Annotated in this window: 20 protein-coding genes; 5 read left to right on the forward strand and 15 right to left on the reverse strand. The window is 66.7% G+C overall.

The window, feature by feature from the left end:
• Window positions 1-269: 269 nt before the first annotated feature.
• Together MT490_RS12405 and MT490_RS12410 are read right to left on the reverse strand one after the other, a co-directional pair.
• Window positions 270-1,433: a hypothetical protein gene (locus MT490_RS12405; RefSeq protein WP_297387988.1), complete on the reverse strand. Its 1,164-nt coding sequence runs from the start codon at window positions 1,431-1,433 to the stop codon at window positions 270-272.
• 212 nt (window positions 1,434-1,645) lie between these two features.
• Window positions 1,646-2,494 (reverse strand): DUF3011 domain-containing protein, encoded by an 849-nt coding sequence (locus MT490_RS12410; RefSeq protein WP_297387991.1) that lies wholly within the window; start codon window positions 2,492-2,494, stop codon window positions 1,646-1,648.
• Between the two features lie 259 nt (window positions 2,495-2,753).
• Here MT490_RS12410 and MT490_RS12415 point away from each other — a divergent pair, with 259 nt between their 5' ends.
• Window positions 2,754-5,564: a TonB-dependent receptor gene (locus tag MT490_RS12415; RefSeq protein ID WP_297387993.1), complete on the forward strand. Its 2,811-nt coding sequence runs from the start codon at window positions 2,754-2,756 to the stop codon at window positions 5,562-5,564.
• Window positions 5,565-5,719: 155 nt separating this feature from the next.
• Window positions 5,720-6,475 carry a DUF5131 family protein gene (locus MT490_RS12420; protein ID WP_297387995.1) on the forward strand — a complete coding sequence of 252 codons (756 nt, stop codon included), beginning with the start codon at window positions 5,720-5,722 and terminating at the stop codon, window positions 6,473-6,475.
• On the opposite strand, the gene tcmP is transcribed toward MT490_RS12420, so the two are convergent.
• Entirely contained in the window at window positions 6,429-7,355 is a 927-nt protein-coding gene (tcmP, locus tag MT490_RS12425; RefSeq protein ID WP_297387998.1) for a three-Cys-motif partner protein TcmP, read from the reverse strand. The two genes, MT490_RS12420 and tcmP, sit on opposite strands and share 47 nt — an antisense overlap.
• Before the next feature lie 347 nt (window positions 7,356-7,702).
• Here tcmP and acnA point away from each other — a divergent pair, with 347 nt between their 5' ends.
• Window positions 7,703-10,372: an aconitate hydratase AcnA gene (gene acnA, locus MT490_RS12430; protein ID WP_297388001.1), complete on the forward strand. Its 2,670-nt coding sequence runs from the start codon at window positions 7,703-7,705 to the stop codon at window positions 10,370-10,372.
• A 447-nt stretch (window positions 10,373-10,819) separates the two neighbouring features.
• On the opposite strand, the gene MT490_RS12435 is transcribed toward acnA, so the two are convergent.
• The 4 genes from MT490_RS12435 to MT490_RS12450 form a co-directional block, all read right to left on the reverse strand.
• Window positions 10,820-11,311: an FKBP-type peptidyl-prolyl cis-trans isomerase gene (locus tag MT490_RS12435; protein ID WP_363321747.1), complete on the reverse strand. Its 492-nt coding sequence runs from the start codon at window positions 11,309-11,311 to the stop codon at window positions 10,820-10,822.
• 93 nt (window positions 11,312-11,404) lie between these two features.
• Window positions 11,405-11,836 (reverse strand): hypothetical protein, encoded by a 432-nt coding sequence (locus MT490_RS12440; RefSeq protein WP_297388004.1) that lies wholly within the window; start codon window positions 11,834-11,836, stop codon window positions 11,405-11,407.
• A 102-nt stretch (window positions 11,837-11,938) separates the two neighbouring features.
• On the reverse strand, window positions 11,939-12,805 hold the full coding sequence (gene mtnP, locus MT490_RS12445; protein ID WP_297388007.1) for an S-methyl-5'-thioadenosine phosphorylase: 867 nt from the start codon (window positions 12,803-12,805) through the stop codon (window positions 11,939-11,941).
• A complete protein-coding gene (locus MT490_RS12450; protein WP_297388010.1) occupies window positions 12,802-14,229 on the reverse strand; it encodes an amino acid permease in 1,428 nt (475 codons plus the stop codon). The genes mtnP and MT490_RS12450 overlap by 4 nt, the downstream gene beginning before the upstream one ends.
• 148 nt (window positions 14,230-14,377) lie before the next feature.
• Between MT490_RS12450 and MT490_RS12455 the strand changes: the two genes are divergently transcribed.
• On the forward strand, window positions 14,378-14,875 hold the full coding sequence (locus MT490_RS12455) for a rhodanese-like domain-containing protein (RefSeq protein ID WP_297388013.1): 498 nt from the start codon (window positions 14,378-14,380) through the stop codon (window positions 14,873-14,875).
• Here MT490_RS12455 and MT490_RS12460 read toward each other — a convergent pair.
• The gene (locus MT490_RS12460) at window positions 14,872-15,210 is read right to left on the reverse strand and encodes a transcription initiation protein (RefSeq protein WP_297388016.1); all 339 of its coding nucleotides are present in this window, start codon (window positions 15,208-15,210) and stop codon (window positions 14,872-14,874) included. The genes MT490_RS12455 and MT490_RS12460 overlap by 4 nt on opposite strands.
• 139 nt (window positions 15,211-15,349) lie before the next feature.
• On the opposite strand from MT490_RS12460, the gene MT490_RS12465 reads away from it, so the two are divergent.
• Window positions 15,350-15,766 (forward strand): DMT family transporter, encoded by a 417-nt coding sequence (locus MT490_RS12465; RefSeq protein WP_297388018.1) that lies wholly within the window; start codon window positions 15,350-15,352, stop codon window positions 15,764-15,766.
• A 117-nt stretch (window positions 15,767-15,883) separates the two neighbouring features.
• Here MT490_RS12465 and MT490_RS12470 read toward each other — a convergent pair whose 3' ends face one another.
• The 7 genes from MT490_RS12470 to MT490_RS12500 form a co-directional block, all read right to left on the reverse strand.
• Window positions 15,884-16,504: an Isoquinoline 1-oxidoreductase subunit gene (locus MT490_RS12470; RefSeq protein WP_297388020.1), complete on the reverse strand. Its 621-nt coding sequence runs from the start codon at window positions 16,502-16,504 to the stop codon at window positions 15,884-15,886.
• Window positions 16,501-18,645 carry a xanthine dehydrogenase family protein molybdopterin-binding subunit gene (locus MT490_RS12475; protein ID WP_297388021.1) on the reverse strand — a complete coding sequence of 715 codons (2,145 nt, stop codon included), beginning with the start codon at window positions 18,643-18,645 and terminating at the stop codon, window positions 16,501-16,503. Before MT490_RS12475 ends, MT490_RS12470 begins: the two co-directional genes overlap by 4 nt.
• A gap of 4 nt (window positions 18,646-18,649) precedes the next feature.
• Window positions 18,650-19,111 (reverse strand): (2Fe-2S)-binding protein, encoded by a 462-nt coding sequence (locus MT490_RS12480; RefSeq protein WP_297388023.1) that lies wholly within the window; start codon window positions 19,109-19,111, stop codon window positions 18,650-18,652.
• 204 nt (window positions 19,112-19,315) lie between these two features.
• Window positions 19,316-21,364 carry a glycoside hydrolase family 97 protein gene (locus tag MT490_RS12485; protein WP_297388030.1) on the reverse strand — a complete coding sequence of 683 codons (2,049 nt, stop codon included), beginning with the start codon at window positions 21,362-21,364 and terminating at the stop codon, window positions 19,316-19,318.
• 285 nt (window positions 21,365-21,649) lie between these two features.
• Window positions 21,650-22,951, reverse strand: a complete 1,302-nt coding sequence (locus MT490_RS12490; protein ID WP_297388026.1) for a porin — start codon at window positions 22,949-22,951, stop codon at window positions 21,650-21,652.
• A gap of 46 nt (window positions 22,952-22,997) precedes the next feature.
• Window positions 22,998-23,408 carry a DUF2147 domain-containing protein gene (locus MT490_RS12495; RefSeq protein WP_297388033.1) on the reverse strand — a complete coding sequence of 137 codons (411 nt, stop codon included), beginning with the start codon at window positions 23,406-23,408 and terminating at the stop codon, window positions 22,998-23,000.
• Window positions 23,409-23,569: 161 nt separating this feature from the next.
• Window positions 23,570-23,739, reverse strand: a 170-nt coding sequence (locus MT490_RS12500; protein ID WP_297388036.1) for a short-chain fatty acyl-CoA regulator family protein, incomplete at its 5' end; no start/stop codon positions are given.

The following is a 23,739-nucleotide window of genomic DNA, read 5'->3' on the forward strand; positions in this document are numbered from 1 at the left end:
CTTCAAGGGAGGGGTTAGGGGTGGGTTGGCACCGGCCGGGGCTCGATGCCCCGGCCGGTGCCTTTTGCTGCACGATTGGCGAATCTTTTAGGCGCGCAGACGCGCGCACCCACCCCCTGCCCCTCCCTTGAAGGGAGGGGGGCCTTCAGACTGAATGTCGATACAACCTAGGGTCCGTACGCATTGTCGGCCATGGGTTTGGCAGTGGACGACATACGGCTCTTGCGGACTGCGCACCGCCCACCCCGGGCAGGCGGTGCGCCGTGCCTTCACGCCACGCTGGGTTCGGGTTCCGCCTCGGCCGTCTGCGCCTCCGCGGCCTCGGTGGCCGCTGCCACTGCGCTGGCGACTCCGCTTACCCCGCGGACCAGCGGGAGCAAGGGCGGCTGGATCGTCGCCTGCACGGTCGCGTCGTCGAACAATGCCGTCACGCCGAACTCGACATTATAGGCCGTGGTGTGCTGGTAGAGGATCTCCTTCTCCAGCGTCGCATTGTCGGTGATCTGGCCGTATTCGCGCGGCCCCGTGAACAGGTTGTTGTTGTTGCACGCGACGAACGGGTTGGCCGATCCGCCCGCAAAGGTCTCGGCGATCGTGCGCAGCGTGGCGATCTCCGCGCTCATCTCCACGCCGGTATAGTACATCCCGCCGAGCCAGGAGATGACGGTGCTGGTGATCTGCGCCAGCCCCGGCGTGCTGCCGTCGCCCGGCGCCCAGGCGTTGGGCACCAGGTCATGGGCATTGTACTGGTTCGCGTTCCACATCTGGTAGCCGCTGCCGGTGACGATCGGAAAAGCGGCGTCGAACGCGCTCGCGAAGCCCGCGTCCGCCGTGGTCGGCCCCGCGGTCGGGAAGGTGTAGACATTCCCCCAGCCGCTGCCGGTCGTCCCCTTCGGGTAGAGCGTGTAGGCGAGCAGAGGCGTCAGTCCGCCGCCCAGGCTGTGCCCGCAGAACACCAGATCGTCGGACGCGCCCGCCACGCTGCTCAGGAAATCCTGCAGCGTGTTCCCGCCCGCGCTGAGGCTCAGCAGCGCCTGCAGCCCGGCATAGTTGCCGACCGTGACGTTCCCCGCATTGCCGCCCGGCACCGGCACCATGTAATGCGGCACCGCGGCGAGATCCTCGAAGAACACGTTGTACGGCGCGTTCGGATTGGTCGCCGAGATCGGCACGACATAGGTATTCTGGGTGCTGTTGTAGCAGACCGCCACGGCCTGGTCGGAGAAGGTGCTGAACGGCGCTTGCCACACCGCGGGCCCCCAGGCGATCGTCCAGTCGTCGCCATTGTTGAAGTCGCTATCGCTCAGCAGGTCCTGCAGCTGGGTCTCCAGATAGGCCTCCAGCGTCGTCGAATCGCCGGTCTGCGTCGCCGCCGCGCAGATCTTGATCGCCAGACAATAAACTTGCTGCTGAATGGTCGTGCAAACAGACATCGCCTCACTCCTTCCGCTACAAAGAGAACAGACTCACGATATTCTATTGCTCTTCCGCGCAGAGTCCAGATGCGATCTTGGCTAACTTGAATGTTACCAGAATTTGTCTGCGCAGAATTGTGTCATTTACATGAAGTTATTGGGACGTCTCGGCGCACGAAAACCCTCCCCCCGAGCGCGCTCGAGGAGGCCGCGGCCGCCCAGAGCGGTTCTCAGGTCCTGAAGTCGAGCTCCACCACCCGCGTCGGAGTCGCGCGGCAGAACAGCGGCAGGATGCGCTCGGCGTCGGGATAGGTGGCGATGAGCTGGGCGCGGAAGCGCCAGCCGCCATTGCCCGGCTCGATCCAGGTCAGCCGGTCGAAGCGCACCTGCGTGCCGCCGGTCACGCCGACCTGGCGCGCGGCTTCCTGCAAACAGGTGTTCATCGACGGCCGCGAGTCGGCGGGCAACACCGACAGGTCGGCCACCACCTTGGCGGGCGGCCCCGGCGGGAACGGGCCCGCGGGCGCTTCCGGCTCGGGTTCGGGTTCCGGCTCGGGTAGGGGCCGCGCCTCGGGCTCGCGCGGCGGCGGCGGGGGCGGCGGATAATTGCCCACCGCAGACGGCGGCCGCGCATTGTTCCGGCTGCCGAGCAACGCCGCGAGCCCGGCCGCCACGGTCACCCCGCCGATGATCGCCCCGGCGCTCGGGCCGCCGCTTCCCGGACGGTCCCACGAATTGCGTCCATAGCCGTAAGCGAAGGTGCCGCGGCAGTTGCGCGAGACCCAGATATGGCGCTGGTCGTACCCCCAGTTCCCGCGGCCGCATGCCGCGGAGCGCGTCAGCAGTTCGACGCGGTTCTGCGTCCGCGCGTTGCAGCGCTGGGTGCGGTTGTTGCGCGATTCGCAGGTGACGCGCCCCGCAAAGCCGTCGCCCCGCGGCGGCCGGACCTGCGGCCGGCCCGGGACGGGCTGCGGCAGGGGCGTCGGCCGGTCCCAGCCGGGCCGCGTCTGCGCTTCGAGCGCCGGCACGGGCTGTGCCGCCAGCATCGCCATCGCCGCGATCGTGAGCTTGCCTTTCATGTCGACCTCCCGGGACCAGGCCCAGCCCGCCGGAGGAAGCTAGGCCCCCGCCCCGATCCGCACTATCGGCACAAATCCCGATGCGCCGCCGCCCGCGCTGTCGATCGAAGCGCCGATCCGTGGCCATGACGCAACAGGCGTCCGCAAAACGCGCCGGGATACCGACAAATCTCCCGGCATGTCCGGGTTTTCCCGCATTACCCGGCCGCAACACCGCGGCGACCAACGGACATTGTTGGATCAGGCCGGGATGAAAATCATGTCGAAATCCGCACGATCGAGCTGCGTATCGCTCGCCGCGATCGCCATCATGGCGCTCTCCCTCCAGCCCGCGCACGCGCAGACCGAGCCCCAGCCCGCCGCGGAGCCCGAGCCGCAGGACGAAGTCGTCGTCACCGGTTCGCGCATCCGCCGCGATCCGCTCGCGCAGGACGCGCCCGTCGTGCAGGTCGACCAGGCCGATATCTCGAAGACCGGGCTCAGCTCGATCAACGACGTCCTCCAGCGCCTGCCCAGCTCGGGCGGCGGGCTCAATTCGCGGTTCAACAATTCGGGCAATCTCGGCAATCCGCCCGACGGCGGCGGCGTCGGCGCGGGCGCGGCGGAGATCGACCTGCGCTATCTCGGCTCGCGCCGCGTGCTCGTGCTGGTCGACGGCATCCGCTTCGTCAACGGCGCCTCGGCGAGCGGCGTCCCCGGCTCGACCGATCTCAACGCCATCCCCGACAGCGCGATCGAGCGCGTCGAGGTGCTCCAGGACGGCGCCTCGGCCATCTACGGCTCCGACGCCATCGCCGGCGTGGTCAACATCATCACCAAGAAGCGCCAGGACGGCCTCATGGCCTCCGCCCAGCACGGCATGTTCGACGAAGGCGACGGCTTCACCCAGAGCTACCAATTGAGCTGGGGCAATGGCAGCGGCCCGTTCCAGATCGTGGTCGGCGGCAATTATGTGAAGCAGGAAGGCGTGTCGGCGGGCTCCCGCGCCATCTCGCGCTATCCGGCGCCCTATGCCGATAGCTGCGCCGCGGGCGGCTGCTCGGGCTTCCTGCCCAATGGCCGCTACGCGATCTTCGGTCAGGACCTCACGCTGATCGCCCCCGTCCTCGGCCGCGCCGCGACGCCCGCCGATTTCCGCGACTTCGCCGATCCGGGCGACCGCTTCAATTTCGCCCCGTTCAACTATCTCCAGATCCCGCTCGAGCGCTACGGCGCCTTCGCCAATCTGCGCGCCGAGCTGGCCGACAACATCAACTTCTCGGTCAAGGGCATCTGGAACAAGCGCAAGTCGAGCAACCAGGCCGCGCCTTTGCCCTTCGGCGTGGGCCCCGCCGCGGGCATCACCCCCGTGCTAGACGGCACCCCGGTCGATGCCACCAACCCGTACAACCCCTTCGGCGTGACGCTCGACGCCACCAACATGGACTTCATCTTCCGCCGCTTCGTCGAGGGCGGCCCGCGCCGTTTCGACCAGGAAGTCGAGACCCTCTACGGCGTCGCGACGCTGGACGGCGACTTCCAGCTCGCCGGCGGCCGCTGGTATTGGGACGTCAACGCCAGCTACGGCCGCAACAAGGCCGAGCAGCAGATGTTCGGCAACATCCATTCGGGCCGCCTCCGCCAGGCGCTCGGCCCGCTCGCGGCGTGCACCGCGCCCTGCGTGCCCTTCAACCTCTTCGGCGGCGCCGGCTCGATCACCCAGCCGATGCTCGACTATGTCACCTTCGTCCAGGAGGACAGCAGCAAGCAGGAGAGCTGGAACGTCAGCGCCAACCTCTCGGGCTCGCTCTTCGACCTGCCCGGCGGCCGGCTCGGCGTCGCGTTCGGTGCCGAGTATCGCGAGCTCAAGGGCCGCTTCGATCCCGATCCGATCGTCGCCGCCGGCTTCAGCTCGGACATCCCCGCCCAGCCGACCCGCGGCGACTATTCGGTCAAGGAGGCCTATGCCGAGATCGAGGCGCCGATCCTGTCCGACACGCCCTTCTTCCAGTTGCTCGAGCTGAACGGCGCGGTCCGCTATTCGGACTATTCGACCTCGGGCTCGACCACCACCTTCAAGGGCAGCCTCAACTGGAAGCCGATCCGCGACCTCCGGCTGCGCGGCTCCTATTCCGAAGGCTTCCGCGCCCCCTCGATCGGCGAATTGTTCGGCACCCAGTCGCGCTTCGACCAGACGCTCGACGATCCCTGCTCCTCGCACGCGGGCAACACCGCGGCGCGCAACTTCCAGAACGACACGACGGTGCGTACCAACTGCATCGCCGCGGGGGTGCCAGCGAACGGCAGCTACAACCAGGCCAATCCGCAGATATCGGTCCTGGTCGGCGGCAACCAGAACCTGTCGCCCGAAACCTCGAAGGGCTGGGTGGTGGGCGGCGTGTACAGCCCGTCCTGGCTCCGCGGCTTCTCGCTGGAAGCCAATTACTACAACATCAAGATCACCGGCGCGATCCAGACGGTCGATGCCGAGGTGACCGTCGCCAATTGCGTGGTGAGCAACGACCCCACGGCCTGCGCCCTCGTCACCCGCGCCGGCGCGCAACTCACCCAGGTCTCCGGCCTGTTGCAGAACATCGCGGGGATCGAGACCGACGGGCTCGACGTCAACCTTGCCTGGCGCACCGGCGACACGGGGGCCGGCCGCTTCGGCTTCACCTGGAACAATACCTTCCTGTTCAATTACGACGTGATCGTCCCCGGCACCGACGGCACCCAGACGATCCGCCGCGCCGGCACCGAGCAGGGCAGCCCCTCGCAGGGCTTCCCGAAGTGGAAGGCGGTCGGCGCGATCGACTGGGACCTCGGCGATTTCGGCGCGACGATCACCGGCCGCTACATCTCCGCCCTCGACGAAGCCGGCGGCAACGTCCTCCCCTCGCGCTTCTACACCGACCTCCAGCTGCGCCTCTCCACCGGCGCCGACGACCAGTTCGGCTTCGCCCTGGGCGCGAACAACCTGTTCAACATCAGCGCGCCCGGCTGCATCACCTGCGACCTCAACAATATCGACCCGACGGTGCACGACCTTCCGGGCCGGTATATCTATGTGCGGGCGAGCTTGCGGATGTAGGGCGGGAAAATTCCTCCCCGAGCTCGCCTCGGGGAGGGGGACCATTTGCGCAGCAAATGGTGGAGGGGCCGCCGAAGGCGAGGACGTATTTTTCGAATCTTTAGAATCGGTTAGCAGTATTTGCTTAACCTGTTGATTCTGTTATAGTATTGCCTATGGCAGAGACCTCGATCGAGTGGACCGATGTCACTTGGAATCCGGTCGCCGGATGCACGGTTGCGACCGCCGGTTGCACCAACTGCTATGCAATGCGCATGGCGGCGCGATTGGACGCGATGGGCACGCCGAAATATTCGGGTTTGACTCGGAAGAGCGGCGATCGTTTCGTTTGGACCGGAAAGATCTTTCAAGATCAGGCGGCACTAGCCGCACCATTCCGTTGGCGTAAGCCTCGAACGGTGTTCGTAAATTCGATGTCTGACCTCTTCCATCCGGACGTGGACACCGATTTTATCGCTCAAGTCTGGGCGGTCATGGGCGCAACGCCTCGACATACCTATCAAGTGCTCACCAAGCGACCGGAACGGATGCGCCAGCTACTTTCTCGGCCGGAGTTTTCCGTACTGCCGAACGTTTGGCTCGGGACGTCGGTAGAAGACCACAGAGTGCTTTCTCGTATTGATGAGTTACGCGACACTCCTGCGGCGATCAGGTTTATCTCGTTTGAGCCACTGATTGGATCCGTGGCGGAAGCCGACCTCACTGGCGTCGATTGGGCGATCGTTGGAGGAGAGAGCGGGCCTCGCGCACGTCCCATGCCAGCCGAGTGGGTAGAGGAGATTGAGCATTTATGCCGGCTCGCCGGAACCGCCTTCTTCTTCAAGCAGTGGGGCGGGCGGAATAAGAAGGCCGCCGGGCGGCTTCTCAGGGGCCAAACTTACGACGAGATGCCGGCGTATATTTCCGTCTGACATGTTCGACGCCGCGGTTAATTAGCGCTATCGCTGGTGGATTATTTGACAAGCAATATAGCTCAAAGAAATCACTGCCATTAACAATTAATGGTATTGGCTCAGAAACATAACAAAATAGCTTATTCAATTGCTTCCGCGCGAACAAGCTGATTTGCTCTGGCGTGGCAACCCTTCCCTTAGTTTCTACTGGGGTCGGATCGAATAATCCACCTTGAACCGGGCGGGACTGATAAAATTCTTCCTCCCACTCGTCGCTACCAAATATCTGGGCAAGCTTCCGCCGCTTACCTTCGTCAACTCCGCGTATGTCGCGCGCCAGCTGTTGCACAACAGCTTTCCGAGGGAAAAGGTACCACACGTCAACTCGCTTTGTCGCCGCCAACGTTTCAAGGGTTCGCCAGTCGACACTCATCCCATAGGGATCTAGGAAAACGACACCTCGCTGGAGACCTGCTCTGGGATCCGCGGACCATGGGCGAGATGCGAAGAGAGTCCGGAGCTCCAGATTAGCCTCTCCCGTTCGCACGGATATATCTTGAGGGAATTCTGCTTTTAGCGCGGTAAGCGTCTCCGCACGACCTGCATGCTGCTCAGTGAACCAGTAGTGGTTGAATGGCGGTCGGATCTTTAGCGCCTTTCGAGCGCTTCCGTCGAGAATCTCCTCGACTTTTTCGATCGGCTGGCCTTCGAAGATGCCGCCCCTTTGAAGCTCAGCGTGACGATCGCCGGTTCCGGCGAATGCATCAATATACCATGTTTCGAACCCTTGGTTCTTCAGCGCGTTCTGGTAGAAATCCAGATACTCAGTTAGCGCCTTGAGCTTAATTTCGGTCCAAACACCACCGAAGCGATGCGCAACACGCTCATTGGAAGCCAATCCACCCCCCTATTTCACGTGGATCCTATTCGATAAGACGCCTTACCAGTATTGGATACGAAATTCGAGTGTCGTACAATGGCTTACTTCAGCGCTCCTTCCCTAAGCGCAACATCTTTTCCCGCAGATCGAAACTATTGCCTCTGTGGCACGCAACTCCGAATGCCCGTAGTGAAGGCGGCTATCGGGCCGCCCCTCACCCAACCCCTCCCCTTCCCCTCCCCCCATTCCCGCGCTAAGGCCCGCCCCGAATCTCGCATTCGCACCTTACCGGCGCGCCCGCGCGTTCCTGCAAGGATCGCGTCCCCCGAGCGCCCGGGCCGGACAAAGAAAGGATCCCGCGCCCCATGACCGCCATCGGCAACGATACGCTCGGCACCCGCGACACGCTCACCGTCGGCTCGCGCACCTACAGCTTCTACTCGCTGCCCAAGGCGGCGAAGAAGCTCGGCGACATCAGCAGGCTGCCGTTCAGCATGAAGGTGCTGCTCGAGAACATGCTGCGCTTCGAGGACGGCAAGACCGTCACCAGGGACGATGCCCAGGCGATCGTCGACTGGCAGAAGGACGCGCGCTCGAACCGCGAGATCCAGTATCGCCCGGCGCGCGTGCTGATGCAGGACTTCACCGGCGTGCCCTGCGTGGTCGACCTCGCGGCGATGCGCGACGCGATCACCGCGCTCGGCGGCGACGCGGCCAAGATCAATCCGCAGGTCCCCGTCCACCTCGTCATCGATCACTCGGTGATGGTCGACGAGTTCGGCACGCCGCAGTCGTTCGGCCAGAATGTCGAGCTCGAATATGAGCGCAACCTGGAGCGCTACGAGTTCCTGAAATGGGGCTCGAAGGCGCTCGACAATTTCCAGGTCGTCCCCCCGGGCACCGGCATCTGCCACCAGGTCAATCTCGAATATATCGCCCAGTCGGTCTGGTCGTCGGCGGCGCCCGACGGCGCGACGGTGGCCTATCCCGACACGCTCGTCGGCACCGACAGCCACACCACCATGGTCAACGGCCTCGGCGTGCTCGGCTGGGGCGTCGGCGGCATCGAGGCGGAGGCCGCGATGCTCGGCCAGCCGGTGTCGATGCTCATCCCCGAGGTGGTCGGCTTCAAGCTCACCGGCGCGCTCGGCGAGGGCATCACCGCGACCGACCTCGTGCTCACCGTCACCCAGATGCTGCGCGCCAAGGGCGTGGTCGGCCGCTTCGTCGAGTTCTACGGCCCGGGCCTCCACTCGATGACGCTCGCCGATCGCGCGACGATCGCCAACATGGCGCCCGAGTACGGCGCGACCTGCGGCTTCTTCCCGATCGACGAGAAGACCATGGATTATATGCGTCTCACCGGCCGCCCGGACGAGACGATCGCGCTGGTCGAGGCCTATGCCAAGGCGCAGGGCATGTGGCACGACGTCGACAGCCCCGAGCCGGTCTTCACCGACAGCCTCGAGCTCGACATGAGCACCGTGCGCCCGTCGCTCGCCGGCCCCAAGCGCCCGCAGGACCGGGTGAGCCTCGATGCGGTCGACGAAGTGTTCAACGCCGATCTGCTCAAGGTCTACAAGAAGGACCGTCCGGAGCGCGTCGATGTCGAGGGTGTCGAGCACGGCATCGGCGACGGCGACGTGGTGATCGCCGCGATCACTTCGTGCACCAACACCTCGAACCCTTCGGTGCTGATCGCCGCCGGCCTCGTCGCCCGCAAGGCGCGCGCGCTCGGCCTGACCCGCAAGCCGTGGGTCAAGACCTCGCTCGCCCCCGGCAGCCAGGTCGTCACCGACTATCTCAACAAGGCCGGGCTGACCGAGGATCTCGACGCGATCGGGTTCAACCTGGTCGGCTATGGCTGCACCACCTGCATCGGCAATTCGGGCCCGCTCGCCGATCCGATCAGCCAGGCGATCAACGGCAACGACATCGTCGCGGCCTCGGTGCTCTCGGGCAACCGCAATTTCGAGGGCCGCGTGTCGCCCGACGTGCGCGCCAACTTCCTCGCCTCGCCGCCGCTCGTTGTCGCTTATGCCCTCAAGGGCACCGTGACCGAGGACATGTACGAGACGCCGATCGGCGAGGGCACCGACGGTCCCGTCTTCCTCAAGGACATCTGGCCCTCGAACGAGGAAGTCCAGGGCCTGATCGCCGCCAACATCGACGACGAAATGTTCCGTACCCGTTATTCGAACGTTTATGCGGGCGACAATCACTGGCGCGGCATCACGGTGACCGGCTCGGACACCTATTCGTGGCGCGCGGGCAGCACCTACATCGCGAATCCTCCGTATTTCGAGGGGCTTACGATGACCCCGGCGCCGGTTCAGGACATCGTCGAGGCCAAGCCGCTGGCGATCCTCGGCGATTCGATCACCACCGATCACATCTCGCCCGCGGGCAGCATCAAGGCGGACAGCCCCGCCGGGATTTTCCTTCAGGAACATCAGGTTAGCCGGAAGGACTTCAACAGCTACGGCGCCCGTCGCGGCAACCACGAAGTCATGATGCGCGGCACCTTCGCCAATATCCGCATCAAGAACGAGATGGTCGCCGGCGTCGAGGGCGGCATGACCAAATATCATGACCAGGTCATGCCGATCTACGACGCCGCGATGCGCCACAAGGCCGACGGCACCCCGCTGGTCGTCATCGCCGGCAAGGAATACGGCACCGGCTCGTCGCGCGACTGGGCGGCAAAAGGCACGAATCTTCTGGGGGTTAGGGCGGTGATCACCGAGAGCTTCGAGCGCATCCACCGCTCGAACCTGGTCGGCATGGGCGTGCTCCCGCTCCAGTTCGCCGAGGGCGTGACGCGCGAGACGCTCAAGCTCGACGGCTCGGAGACCTTCACCATCACCGGCGTCGCCGGGCTGCGTCCGCGCCAGGACGTCGAGGTCACGCTCACCCGCAAGGACGGCGCGACCGAGACCTTCCAGACCCGCTGCCGCATCGATACGGTCAACGAGCTCGAATATTTCCTCAACGGCGGCATCCTGCAGTACGTGCTGCGCAACCTCGCCGCCTGAGCCACGGAAAACCGACAAAAAACGGCCGCGGTGGACACCCACCGCGGCCTTTTTGCTGCCACCCGTCATCCCGGATCCACTCAATCCTCCCCCGCCAGGGGGAGGTGGCGCCGAAGGCGTCGGAGGGGGCGGAAGCACATCGATAGTGAGTCGCCGTCCTCCCCCTCCGTCAGCCTGCGGCTGACACAGTGTTGGGTCGCCCGTGCCCCCGGCACGGGCTTGGATTGCCGGGGGCAATCCAACCCAACACTCCCTGGCGGGGGAGGATTGGGATCGGCCACCTGCCCGCCGTCCGCGCAACATCCGAGCTTGCAAAATAGGATTACGCGTGGAACAAATCATGAACTCCAGTCCCGACGCAATCGCGTCAATCTTGGAGCACCGCGCACACTTTTCCCTTTTTCCGAAACTGCGGGGAGGAAAATGCGAAAGGAGAGAAAAAGCGGCCTATTCGCCGATGCCGAGCAGCTCGATCTTGAACAGCAGGGTCGCGCCGCCGGGGATCGGGCCCTTGCCGACCGGGCCGTAGGCGAGGTCGGAAGGCGAGGCGATCTCGATCGTGTCGCCTACGCCCATCATCGGCACCGCCATCTGCCAGGCGGGGATCAGCGCACCGAGCGGGAAGCTCGCCGGCTCGCCGCGCGCGAAGGAGCTGTCGAACTCGGTGCCGTCGATCAGCGTGCCGGCATAGTGGATCTTGACCACGTCCTGCACGGTCGGGTGCTGGCCGCGCCCGTCGCCCTTGATCCGCCGCCAGCGCAGGCCGCCCGGCAGCGACTGCCAGCCGTCGCTCGCCTTCAGCTGCGCGAGCGCCAGCATCTGGCGGTTGTGCCACGCCGCATCCTGCGAATGATCCTCACCGCCGGCCTGCATCGCCACCGCGGCGGTGCCGACCAGCACCACTGCAAGGCCGAGCCCGACGAATTTCGCGTTCTTCAAACCAGTCACTCCTGTCCCCGAGACGTTACGGGACAGCGCCATAGCTTGGGAAAGACCCAGGGTCAGCACCCATTGCGGCCATGGGTGCCGGCCCTAGTTGAACAGCGCGAGCAGGACCGCTTTGCCGCGCTTGTCGGCGCCGCGGGTCAGGAACAGGTCGATCATGCCCTTTGCCGGATGCAGGACCCGGTAGGTCTGCTGACCCGCGGGCGCGAGACGGGCGTCCACTTCGAAATAGGCAGTGAAGGGCTGGAAGCGCGCCAGGTCGGCCGGCCGCTTCGAGTCGACCGGGGGGCGCATCACCGCCGCGAGCTTCGCCGGCACCTTGCCCGCCTCGCCCGCGACGAGGAAGCTGACCCCCACCAGCCGCTCCCACTCGGCGACCTCGCTTCGCGACGCCGGTGCGGCCGCACCCTTGCGCGAAGCCGGCGACTTGCCCGCGAGCTGCGCCACGGCCAGCGGCCCCATGCAAGCGGCGGCGGCGGCACCGCCCATGACGAACGTACGCCGCGAGCTGCGACTCATGATTTTCATTTGGTTAGCCCCCCGATTTCGGAAAGCTTAGCGACGCCGAAACCATGGCGCCAGAAACTTATCCGAAATGGAGGTTCCCGATCCCGGACAGTGTCAGCCGAGCGCCCGGCCCGCCACTGCGTCGAGCCGGGCCAGCACGGTGGCATCGCGCGCGGCGGGCGCCGTGATCAGCGCCGCGTCCAGGCAGGTGTCGATCGGCGACGCCGGCCGCACCTCGGGCAGGGCGCGGAGCAGGTGCATCACCATCGCGCGCGCCTTGGCCGCGTTCGCCGAAAGCTGCGCGATCACCTGCGCGACGTCGACCGCCTCCTCGCCCTCGCGCCAGCAATCATAGTCGGTGACCATGCCGACCAGCGCGTAGGGCAATTCGGCCTCGCGGGCGAGCTTGGCCTCGGGCATGGCCGTCATGCCGATGAGGTGGCAGCCCCAGCTGCGGTAGAGATGACTCTCGGCACGCGTCGAGAATTGCGGGCCTTCCATCGCCAGATAGGTGCCGCCGACATGGGTCTGCGCGCCCGCCGCCCGCGCCGCCTCGGCAGCCAGCATGGACAGGCGCGGGCAGACCGGGTCGGCCATCGACACATGCGCCACCATGCCGGTGCCGAAGAAGCTCGACGGCCGGCTTTTGGTGCGATCGATGAACTGGTCGGCGACGGTGAAGCTGCCCGGCGGCCTGTCCTCGACCAGGCTGCCGACCGAGGAGACGGCGAGCACGTCCGTCACCCCGAGCCGTTTGAGCACGTCGATATTGGCGCGCGCGTTGAGCTCGGACGGGCTGATCCGGTGCCCGCGCCCGTGCCGCGGCAGGAACACGGCGCGGACATGGCCGACCCGCCCGACGAAGCACGCGTCCGAGGGCTGGCCCCAGGGGCTCGCCGTCTCGACCCATTCGCCGCCCTCGATCCCCTCGACGTCGTAGAGTCCCGAACCGCCGATGATCCCGATCGTCCAGCCGCTCACATTGCCCCCTTGTCCACGTTGCGCCGCGCCCAAGCGAAGTAGAGCAGCAGCCCGATCAGGTTCCACGCCCCGAACAACAATTGGGTCTGATGGGGGAGGCTTATGAAAAGATAGAGACAGCCGAACGCCGCGCCGAGCCCGACCAGCCAGGCCGCGGGGGTGCGGAACGGGCGGACGGCGTCGGGCGCGCGCCGGCGCATCACCAGCATGCAGATCCCCACCGCCGCGAAGGCGGTCAGCGTGCCCGCATTGGCGAGCGCGGCGATCTGGTCGATCGGGAAGAACGCCGCGAAGAAGGTCACCACGCAGGCCGTGAAGATGGTGATCCGCACCGGCGTGCCCCGCCGCGACACCCGCGCGAGGCTCTCGGGCAGCATGCGATCGCGCGCCATCACGAAGAAGATGCGGCTCTGCCCGAAGAGAAAGGCGAGGATCACCGTCGGCAATGCGATCACCGCCGAGGCGGCGAGGAAGGCCGCGACCTTGGGCTGGCCGATCTCGCGCAGGATCAGCGCCAGCGGCTCGGGGCTGTCGGCGAAGCGCGTGTAGCTGAGCGCCCCCACCGCCGCGACTGCGACGACCATGTAGATCGCGACGCACGCCACCATCGATCCGACGATTCCGATCGCCAGGTCGCGGCTGGGATTCTTGGCCTCCTCCGCAGCGGTCGAGATCGCGTCGAAGCCGTAAAAGGCGAAGAAGATGATCGCCGCCGCCGCCATCACGCCCCGCTCGACCCCGTCGGGGCCCATATGCTTGGCGAAGCCGAAGGGCGCGAAGGGCGCGAGGTTGGCGCTGTCGAAATAGGGCAGGGCCACCGCGACGAACACCGCGAGCGCGATCAGCTTCACCACCACCAGGATCGCGTTGAGCGTCGCGCTCTCCCGGGTCCCGACGATCAGCAGCCCCGCCACCACCGCGACGATGAACAATGCGGGCAGGTTCACGCCCCATTCGACCACCTGCCAGCCCGACATCACCGGCCCATGCGTCAGCGCCGCCGGCAGATGCACGCCGAGCCCGTCGAGGAAGCCGACCGAATAGCCCGACCATCCCACCGCCACGGTCGCCACCACCAGGGTATATTCGGCGAGCAGGCTCCACCCCACCACCCAGGCGACGACCTCGCCGAGCACGGCATAGCTGTACGTGTAGGCGCTGCCCGAGGCCGGGATCATCGTCGCCATCTCGGCATAGGCCAGCGCCGCGCAGGCGCAGATCGCGCCGGCCACGACGAAGGACAGGATCACCGCCGGCCCCGCACGATCGGCGCCCACACCGATCAGCGTCAGGATGCCGGTGCCCACGATCGCGCCGACGCCGAGCGCGACGAGATGCGGCCAGGAGAGCGTGCGCTGGAGGCGATGCGCCTCCGGCCGATCCTCCTCCGCGACGATCGCCTTCAGGCGAAACAGGCTGGCCATGCGCTCTCACCCCCAATTGGTCTGGCAGAGGTGATAGCGCCCCTTGCCCACGCCAAACAACCACACCGTCACCCCGGCATAGAGTGGTTCAGGCTTCGTGCAGCCATCGCCTGCGATCGTTACGCCCTCGATCGCCGGAGGCCCTTCGATGCTGCTCCCTGCCCTCGCTTTGCTGCTCGCCCTTCCCGACGATCCCGCGCCCAACCCGCAGATCGACTATGCCGGCTTCACGACGCTCGCCACCGATGTGCGCGCACTCCGCGCCAAGCGGCTGCTCGACTTCGCCGCCTTCAAGGCCAAGGCGGCGGAAAAGCACGCGCTGATCCTCGACGCCCGCTCGGCGGACAAGTTCGCCGAGGGGCACATCGCGGGCGCGGTCAATTTGCCGCTCACCGACTTCACCGCCGAAGCGCTGGCCGAAGCGATCGGCCCCAATCGCGACCGCCCGATCCTGATCTACTGCAACAACAATTTCTCGAACCACCGCGCCCCGGTGATGCTCAAGAAGCCCGCGCTGGCGCTCAACATCCAGACCTTCATCAACCTGGTCGGCTATGGCTATCCGAACGTCTGGGAGCTGCGCGACGTGGTGGATTTCGAGGATCCACGGGTCGGCTGGACGACCGGCGGCGTGGGTCGGCCCTAGCTCGCCGGATCGTACATGAACTCGCGGAGTTCCTGCGCGCAGCGGCAGGCGACGGCGATCTTCCGCGCCCATTCGACGGCATCTTCGCGCGTCGGCAATTCCAGTACCGTGAACCCGCCCTTCAATCGGCTGCCCGGATAGGTTTGGGCGGAGACCGATCCGTCGCCCGAGACCAGGACGGGGTCGACCTGCTCCTCTATTCCCCCGGCGAACACGTAGACGCCGGCCGCCTTGGCTTCCTCGATCACCGCACGCGCATCGGCGGAGACGATCGGGAACTCTTCCGCCGTGAGCACCATCGCTTCGCTCGGGAAGGAGATGAGGTACTTGGTCATTCTGCAATGATGCATCGTGGCGCCGGGGACAGCAAGCGGACAGACTGCACTTTGCGGTGCATCGGCCCCAATCCGCTTTCGGCACCCGCCGACCCTATAGGGCGCCTGACAACGCCACGCTCAGCTCCGGGCGCATCCGATGCACAACATCCTCCCGATCATTCTCGCCCTCATTGCCGGCCTGTGCGTCGCCGTTCAGACCCCGAGCAACGCGATGCTCGCGCGCAGCACCGGCTCGCTCTGGCTGGCGGCCTCGATCTCGTTCCTCGGCGGCACCATGCTGGTCGTCGCGGCCTGGCTGCTGATCGATCGCACGCCGCTCGCCTCGGTGCGTCAGGCCCCGCCCTGGGCGTGGATCGGCGGACTATACGGCGCCTTCGCCGCGCCGAGGCTGGGGCTGGCCCTCACGCTCACCCTGACGATCGGCGCGCAGCTGACGGCCGCCGTGATCCTGGACCATTTCGGGTTGCTGGGCCTGGATCGTTCCCCGATAACGCTCGCACGCGTGGCGGGCGTGACCTGCATCCTGATCGGCGTGCTGCTGGTTCGGCGGTGACCCAGTCCAGGTTGCCGGCGCCCCATCTTCAACCCTTCAGAGAGCGATATGCTCATGGCCGACATTGGTGATCGGCGGCCATGGCTCCTTCTCCCCTTGTGGGGCGAAAGCGACCACCTACCCCGTCGGACACTTCGCCCCGCTCGCCACCCAGGCCCGCGTCAATTCCCCGAACTCCGCCTGCGTCCCCGGTACCGGCGTCCGGCCCGGCCCCGGGTTCCAGCCCCAGCCGACCAGCGAGTCATGCGCATTGTGCTCGATGATCTGATCGAGGCTCTTGCCGCCGTTGCGCTTGCGGTCCTTGATCTGTGCGCAGATCTGGCCGAGCGTCTTGCCTTCCCACGCCATTGCGATCGGCGCGACATGCCATTCGGGATGCCCGGGCACGCTGCCCGTGCCGTTGGCGAAGGCGACGTTGCGCGGCCCGTGGCAGGTGCCGCATTCGAGCCCCGCCATGCCGCGATCCTGCGGCCCACGCGAAACCGGCGGGTTGTGCGGCTGCATCGCGTCGCCCTGGAGCGGGCGATCGGTGCGCGGGTGGCAGTTCACGCAGCGCGGATGCTGGATCACCTTGCCCATCTCGGTGAAGATCGCCACCGAGCGCGCGGCCGGATCGGCGATCCCGGCAAAGGCGCTGACCGGCTTCAGCCCTTCCACCTTCTGCTCGCGCGCCTGGCTGACGAGCGCGAGGCCGAGGGTCAGCGCCGCGGCGCCGAGTGCGAGTGCGCCCGCCTTCATGCCTTGCCTCCCACGCTGAACGGCAGCCGCCGCACCGCCTTGCCGGTGAGCTTGCGCCACGCATTGGCGACCGCGGGCGCGATCGGCGGCAGCCCCGGCTCGCCCACCCCGGTCGGGTTCTTGTCCGACGCGATGATCGCCACTTCGACCTCGGGCATCTCGGAGATCCTGAGCGAGCGATAGGAGTCGAAATTCTCCTGCTTGACGATCCCGCCCTCGCCGATCTCGACTTCCGAATAGAGCGCGTGGCCGAGCCCGTAGCCGATCCCGCTCTCCATCTGCGCGCGGATCACGTTGGGGTTGACCGCGATCCCGCAATCCACCGCGCACCACACCTTATGGACTTTGGGCAGCCCGTCGGCGCCCTTCGACACCTCGGCGACCTGCGCGACATAGGAGCCGAAACTCTTCCACGCCGCCACGCCGCGCGCACGGCCCGCCGGCGGCTTCTTGTTCCAGCCGGCGATCTCGGCCACCTTGGCGAGCACGGCCCTGGTCCGCTCATCCTCCATCAGCGCTAACCGCCCTGCGACCGGATCCTTGCCCGCCATCTCGAGCAACTCGTCGACGAAGGTCTCGACCGCATAAGCGGTGTGGGTGTTGCCCACCGAGCGCCACCAGAGCGTCGGCACGCCCGCCTCCATGATGTGCTGGCCGACATAATGGTTGGCGAATTTATAGCTCTCAGCGATGCCTTCGGTGAGCGCGTCGTCCACGCCCTTTTCCTTGAGCTCGGGCCCCTCCATCGGCGTGCCCTTCATGAAGCTCTGCGCTGCGACCACCTGGTCCCAGGCGACGATCTTGCCCGAGGGATCGAGCCCGCCGCGGATCGTGTGCACCACGAGCGGGCGATAGCGCCCGCCGCGAATGTCGTTCTCGCGGGTCCAGACATGCTTGATCGGGCCCTTGCCCCAGGCCTTGAACGCCAGCGCCGCCTCGATCGCGAACTCCATCGCCGGCGTCACGCGCCGCCCGAAGCTGCCCCCGGCGAATTGCTGGTGGAGCGTCGCCTTGTCGAGCGGCACGCCGAGCGTGGCGGCGATCGCGGTGAGCTCGCCGACCTGGAACTGGCTGCCCATCCACACATGGAGCCGGTCCCCGTTCATCTCGATCACGGCGTCCAACGGCTCCATCGGCGCATGCGCGAGATAGGGGAACTGGTACACCGCCTCGAGCTTCTTCGCGGCATCCTTGAGCGCTGCAGCGGTGTCGCCGGTCTTCTCGACCTGCTTGCCCGGGCTCTCGCACGCCTCGGCGAATTGGGCGTAGAGCTGGTCGGTGGTGCGTTTCTCGGCCTTGGAGAGATCCCATGTCACGTCGAGCGCGGCCACGCCCCGCCGCGCGGCATAGCTGTCCTTCGCATAGACGACGACGCCGTGCGGGATCGTCCGGACCGCGAGCACGCCGGGCACCGCCAGCGCGGCGGTGTCGACCACCGACTTGACCGTGCCGCCGAACGCCGGCGGATGCGCGATCGCGCTATGCACCATGCCGGGACGCTGGATGTCCATCGTGAACATCGCGGTGCCGTTGGCCTTGGCGACGCTGTCGACCTTGGGCGTGTCCCTGCCGATCAGCGTGAACTGGTCGGGGGTCTTGAGCACCGGCTTTTCGGGCGGCTTGAGCTGCGCCGCGTCCGCTGCGAGTTCGCCGAAGTTCGCCTTGCGCGATCCGCTGGAGACCACGCCCTTCGAGACCTTGATCGCGCTCGCGGGCACGCCCCAGCGCTTCGCCGCCGCCTCGACCAGCATCGCCTTGGCCGAAGCCCCGGCGCTGCGCATCTGCATCCAGCTATTGGCGATCGCAGTCGAGCCGCCGGTGCCCATCGTGCCGAACATGAGGTTCTTGTAGAGCGGGTCATTGGCCGCCGACATCTCGACGCGGACCTGGCTCCAGTCGGCATCCATCTCGTCAGCCACCAGGGTCGCGAGGCCGGTTGCCGGGCCCTGGCCGAACTCGACATGCTTGATGATCACGGTGACCAGATTGTCCGGGCCCACCCGAACGAAGGCGTTGGGCGCGAAGGGCAGTCCGGCCTGGCCGGGCGCGGCCTTCGCCGCCTTGCCGAGCGGAAGCGCCATGCCGAGCACGAGGCCCGTCGACTGTAGGAAGCCGCGTCGGGTGGGAGTGATGGCGTTCATCGCTTCAGCCCTCCATCGCTTGCGCGGCGTCGTGGATCGCCTGGCGGATGCGGGCATATGTGGCGCAGCGGCAGATATTCCCCGCCATCGCGGCGTCGATATCCGCGTCGCTCGGCTTCTTCTTGATCTTGAGCAGCCCGATCGCCGACATCACCTGCCCCGACTGGCAGAAGCCGCATTGCGGCACGTCGATCGCCACCCACGCGCGCTGCACCGCCTTGGCTTCCTTGCCCGCGACGCCCTCGATCGTGGTGACCTGGCGGCCCCCGACCATCGATACCGGCGTGACGCACGAGCGCCGGTTCCTGCCGTCGAGATGGACGGTGCACGCGCCGCACTGGGCTATGCCGCAGCCATATTTGGTGCCGGTCAACCCGAGATGGTCGCGCAGCACATAGAGCAAGGGCGTTTCGGGATCGCCGTCGAACCTCGCCGGCCTGCCGTTGAGCGTGAAATCGGTGGCCATGATCCCCTCCGTTGGCGCCGCTCCGGACGGGATCATAGGCACGTTTCCGAAACGGAATCTACCGCTCCGTGCAAATCCTCCCCCGGAGGGGGAGGTGGCAGCCGAAGGCTGACGGAGGGGTAGCGCGCCACGCGCGAGATCGCTCGTGGAGACTACCCCTCCACCGCTTCGCGGTCCCCCTCCCCCTCCGGGGGAGGATCTAGCTTATTTCAGCGCCTTGAACCGGATCGCCGCGCCGCCACCCGGCGCAAGCCGCAGCGTCATCGCGTCCGCCGCCGTCACCCGCCGTTTCTCGACCACGATCGAGTGCCGCTTCTCGGTGCGATAGTCGGCATCGTCGCCGTCGCGGTAGATCTGCGCCTCATAGGCCTTGCCCGGCGCGAGGAAGTCCAGCCGCACCTCCATCGTACGCGCCTGCTCGTCGCCCACCGCGCCCAGATACCAGTCGGCGCCGCCACGCTCCTTGCGCGCGAAGGTGACGTAATCGCCGACCTCGCCGTTGAGCACCCGCGTATCCTCCCAGTCGGCCGGCACGTCCTTGATGAACTGGAACGCGGCCATGTGCTTCGCGTAATTCTCGGGCAGGTCGGCCGCCATCTGCACCGGCGAATAGAGCACGACGTAGAGGGCGAGCTGCTTCGCCTCGGTCGACAGGATCGGGGTGCCGCCCTTGCCCGTCAGGCTGAGCACGCCGGGGGTGAAGTCCATCGGCCCGGCGAGCATCCGCGTGAACACCATGTTCGCCTCATGCTCGGGCGCGTTCTTGGGCTCGCCCCAGGCGTTATACTCCTGCCCGCGCGCACCCTCGCGGCTCACCCAGTTCGGATAGGTCCGCCTGAGACCGGTGTCCTTGATCGGCTCGTGCGCATCGATCGCGATGCGGTATTTGTGCGCCATCTCGAGCACGCGCAGATGATGCTGCGCCGAGAATTGCCCGTCATGCCATTCGCGCAAGGGCTCGCCGTTGGGCCCGACGCGCTCGAGCTGCCCCGCATCGGTGACGTAACCCGTCTTGACCACGCTCTCGCCATGCGCCGCCGCAAAGGCCATGCCGCGCTCGAGTTGGTCCTCATAATGGCTCGGCGAGCCGCCGGTCTCGTGATGGCCGATCAGCTGCACGCCCTTCTTCTTCGCATAGGCGGCGAGCGCATCGGCGTCGAACCAGGGCGCGGGCTTGTCGAACAGGAAGCCCTTGCCGTTGCCGAACCATTCGGTGTCCCAGCCGACATTCCAGCCCTCGACCAGCACGCCGGGGAAGCCGTGCTTCGCCGCGAAGTCGATGTAGCGCTTCACATTGGCGGTCGTCGCGCCCGGCTTGGGCGTCGAACCCCAGCCGGCGGTGCCGAGATGCATCTCCCACCACACGCCGACATATTTCGACGGTTTGAAATAGCTGACGTCGCCCAGCTTGTTGGGTTCGTTCAGATTGAGCTCGATGTGCGACATGTAGAGCCCGGACGCGTCGTCGCTGATGATCATCGTCCGCCACGGCGTCACGAAGGGCGTGCCGCGCACCACCTTCGCCCCGCCCGCGCTCGGGATCAGCACGGTCTTGAGCTTCGTGCCCTCGACCCGCTGGAGCCAGGTCCCCGAATAATCGACCAACGCCGCCTCGTGGAAGGCGATGTGCGTGCCGTCCCTGAGCTTCACCGTCAGCGGCGTGTGCGCGAGCGGCACCGACGATATCGGCGTGCGATTCCACTGATATTCGTCGCGGTTCCATTCCGAGCCCGGGATCCACCACGCCTCGCCATCCTGCGTCAGCGAAAACTCGGTCATCTCGTCGGCGATATGCGCGGTCTTCAGATTGGGCTGGTCGGGCAATTCGTAGCGGAAGCCCACGCCGTCGTCGAAGACGCGGAACACCACGTCCATCACCCGGCCGAGATCCTTGGTCTCCTTGAAACGGACGCGCAGTTCGTTGTGGCGGTCGCGGATCGTCTTCCACTCGCCCCAGGGCTGCTCCCAGCGCGTGTCCGCGCTGCTGGTCGCGCGGCTCTCGATCCTGAAGTTGCGCTGCATCTTGGGCGCGTCGGTGAACAGGAAGCCCAGCGCCGAGGGCGCGATCAGCTGCTTGCCGCCCCGGCTCACCGTGTAGAGCGGCCGCCCGTCGCCATCGGTGGTAACCGCGACCGTGATCCGCCCGTCGGGCGAGGCGACGCTGGGCACGTTGGCATCGGCGCGCGCGGCGGTCGACTGCTCGACCTGCGCCGCAGCCGGAATCGCGACGATCATCGCGCACAGCGCCACCATCAGCCCAAGCATCACGCCTCTCCTGTAACCGGTTTCACAACAGGATAACGGCGCGGCCGAGCGGCTGGCAAGGCGACGGATGCGCCGCGACGGCATGTATACGAATGCGATGGCCGCATGCCCCTCCCTTTCAAGGGAGGGGTTGGGGGTGGGTGCGTGCGTCTGCGCGCCCAAAAAGACTCATGCCGACGGCAAAAAGCGACGGACGAGGCATCGAGCCTCGCCCGTCGCTAACCCACCCCTTGATCCCCTCCCTTGAAAGGGAGGGGAAACTGATGATCCACCTCAGAACCGCACACGCCCCCCGAGCGAGAACACCAGCGCGCGCGCATTGGTGAGCGTGCCCGAAGTCAGGACCGGCGTCTGCGCCGCAGTGCCCGGATAGGCCGCGGTGACGCGATCGATCGTCGCGTCCTTGAAGTCGACATAGTTAGCCGCGGCATCGAGCGTGAAGCCCGGGGTCAGCGCATAGGAGGCGCCGACGGCGTAGTTCCAGCGATCCGAGTCCGGCACGCGCGCGTCGCGCTCGCCGTCACGGGTCGGGGTCTGGGCATGCTGCACGCCGGCGCGCACCGTCAGCTTGGACGAGGCGGCATAATCCACGCCCGTCGCGAGGCTCCAGCTGTCGCGGTAATTCTCCGGGATCGCGGTGTTGACCGGCGATCCCAGCCGGATCGCGTCGAACTTGCTCCAGCCATAATGGACGACCTGGCCGTTGAGCGTGAGCCGATCGCTCAGCCGGAAGCGCGCGCCGACGATCACCTGCGCCGGCGTGTAGAAATTCGCCTCCACGTCCGAGAGCGACATGTTCGATGCCGCGAGCGGGCCGACGAGCCCGCTGATCTCGAGATCGCCCTTGAGATTGTGCTTGATCGCCGACTTGTACGCGACGCCGATCGTGGCGAAGTCGTTGTGCATCTGGAAGCCGGCGCTCCAGCCCAGATCCCATCCGTTGCCCTTCAGCTCCTGGCGCCCGTCGGGCAGGGTCGCCAGGACGTTGGGCAGCGCGTTGCCGAGGCTGGCATCGGTATATTCGACATTGAGCGCCGCGCCGACGCGTAGCCAGTCGGTCACCGCGAACGCGACCGAGGGCTGGATGTCGACGGTGCGCAGTTCGGTCTTGAGCGCGCTGTACCGTGCCCAGCTCGTCTCGGGATAATCGGTGGTGAAGCTGTAGGGCGAAGTCACGGCGAGGCCGAACGCGAGGCGATCACCGACCGGCACCGCGATCGCGCCCGAGGGCAGCACGCCGTTGTTGATCGGGTTGCGCGTCACCGCATCGCCGCCGACCGGCGCGAAGGCCTGGCCGGGACGCCGGATCAGCGTGCCGGCATCGGCGACTTCGCCGCGCGGCAGGATCAACGAGGCGCTGACCGTCGCCTCCACATCGGTCAAGCCCGCGATCGAGGCCGGGTTCCACCAGAGCGACGCCGCGCCGGTATCGGCGGCCTCGCCCGAGAAGGCGCGACCCGCGGCGCGCGCGGCCTGCTCCTGGAGGTAGAAGGCCTGGGCATTGGCCGAGGCGGCGAAGCCAGCCGAGCCCGCCAGCGCGGTTGCAATGGCGAGCGGAAGCTTGAGATGGGACATTTTACGCATCCTTGTACGCGGATAGGGAAAGGAACGGGCGGGCGCCTCAGCGCAGGCGGGTCCAGGTCTGGGTCTTGCAGAAGGGCTTGAAGACGCAGCCGCGGACCTTGAGCGTGTCCGGGCCCGCGGGCGTCACGTCGGCGCCATAGGTCTTGCCGTCCTCGGCATTGTAGATCTTGCCGCCGGTCCAGCCATTGCCGCTCTGGGTGAAGCCGGCGAGGATCTGGAGATTGCGGAGCGGCCGGCCCCGCAGCGCGGCATTGCTGTTGTTGACGTCCTTCAGGTTCGGATCGCTTCGAAGCTTCTCCGAGGTGAGGATCCGCCCGCAGATCGAGGTGCCGCAGCGCTGGATCTCGACGATCCCGCCGCGCGTCTGGGTTCGCCAGCGGCCGATCGCCGCATCCGCATTTTGGGGAGGAGCCGCCGCGATCGACAGCCCGAGCAGGGTAAGCAACATACGCATCCTCTCGACACGCCCCCGAAGCTAAGCCCGCGGGAGCCGGGACATCACCGGGTGAAACCCGGATCTTGGGGCGCAACCGCGCCCGGCCGCGCAGGTTCCAGAGCAACCGGACGCAAATATGGCCGATTATGTCCGTTCGGTTGCGCGGACGGCGGTCAGTCGCCCGCGAAACCGAACGGCGTCACGCCGCTCTCGCGCTCGCTCGACAGCATCGCGCGCCCGGCCGACGGCGCCGAACGCTGCGGGCAATCGGGCCGCGTGCACGCCCGGCAGCCCAGCCCGATCGGCGCCGCGCGCGCCGCCAGGTCGCGCCCCGCCGCTACGG

This window comes from Sphingomonas sp., from assembly GCF_026460985.1.
GTDB lineage: Bacteria > Pseudomonadota > Alphaproteobacteria > Sphingomonadales > Sphingomonadaceae > Sphingomonas.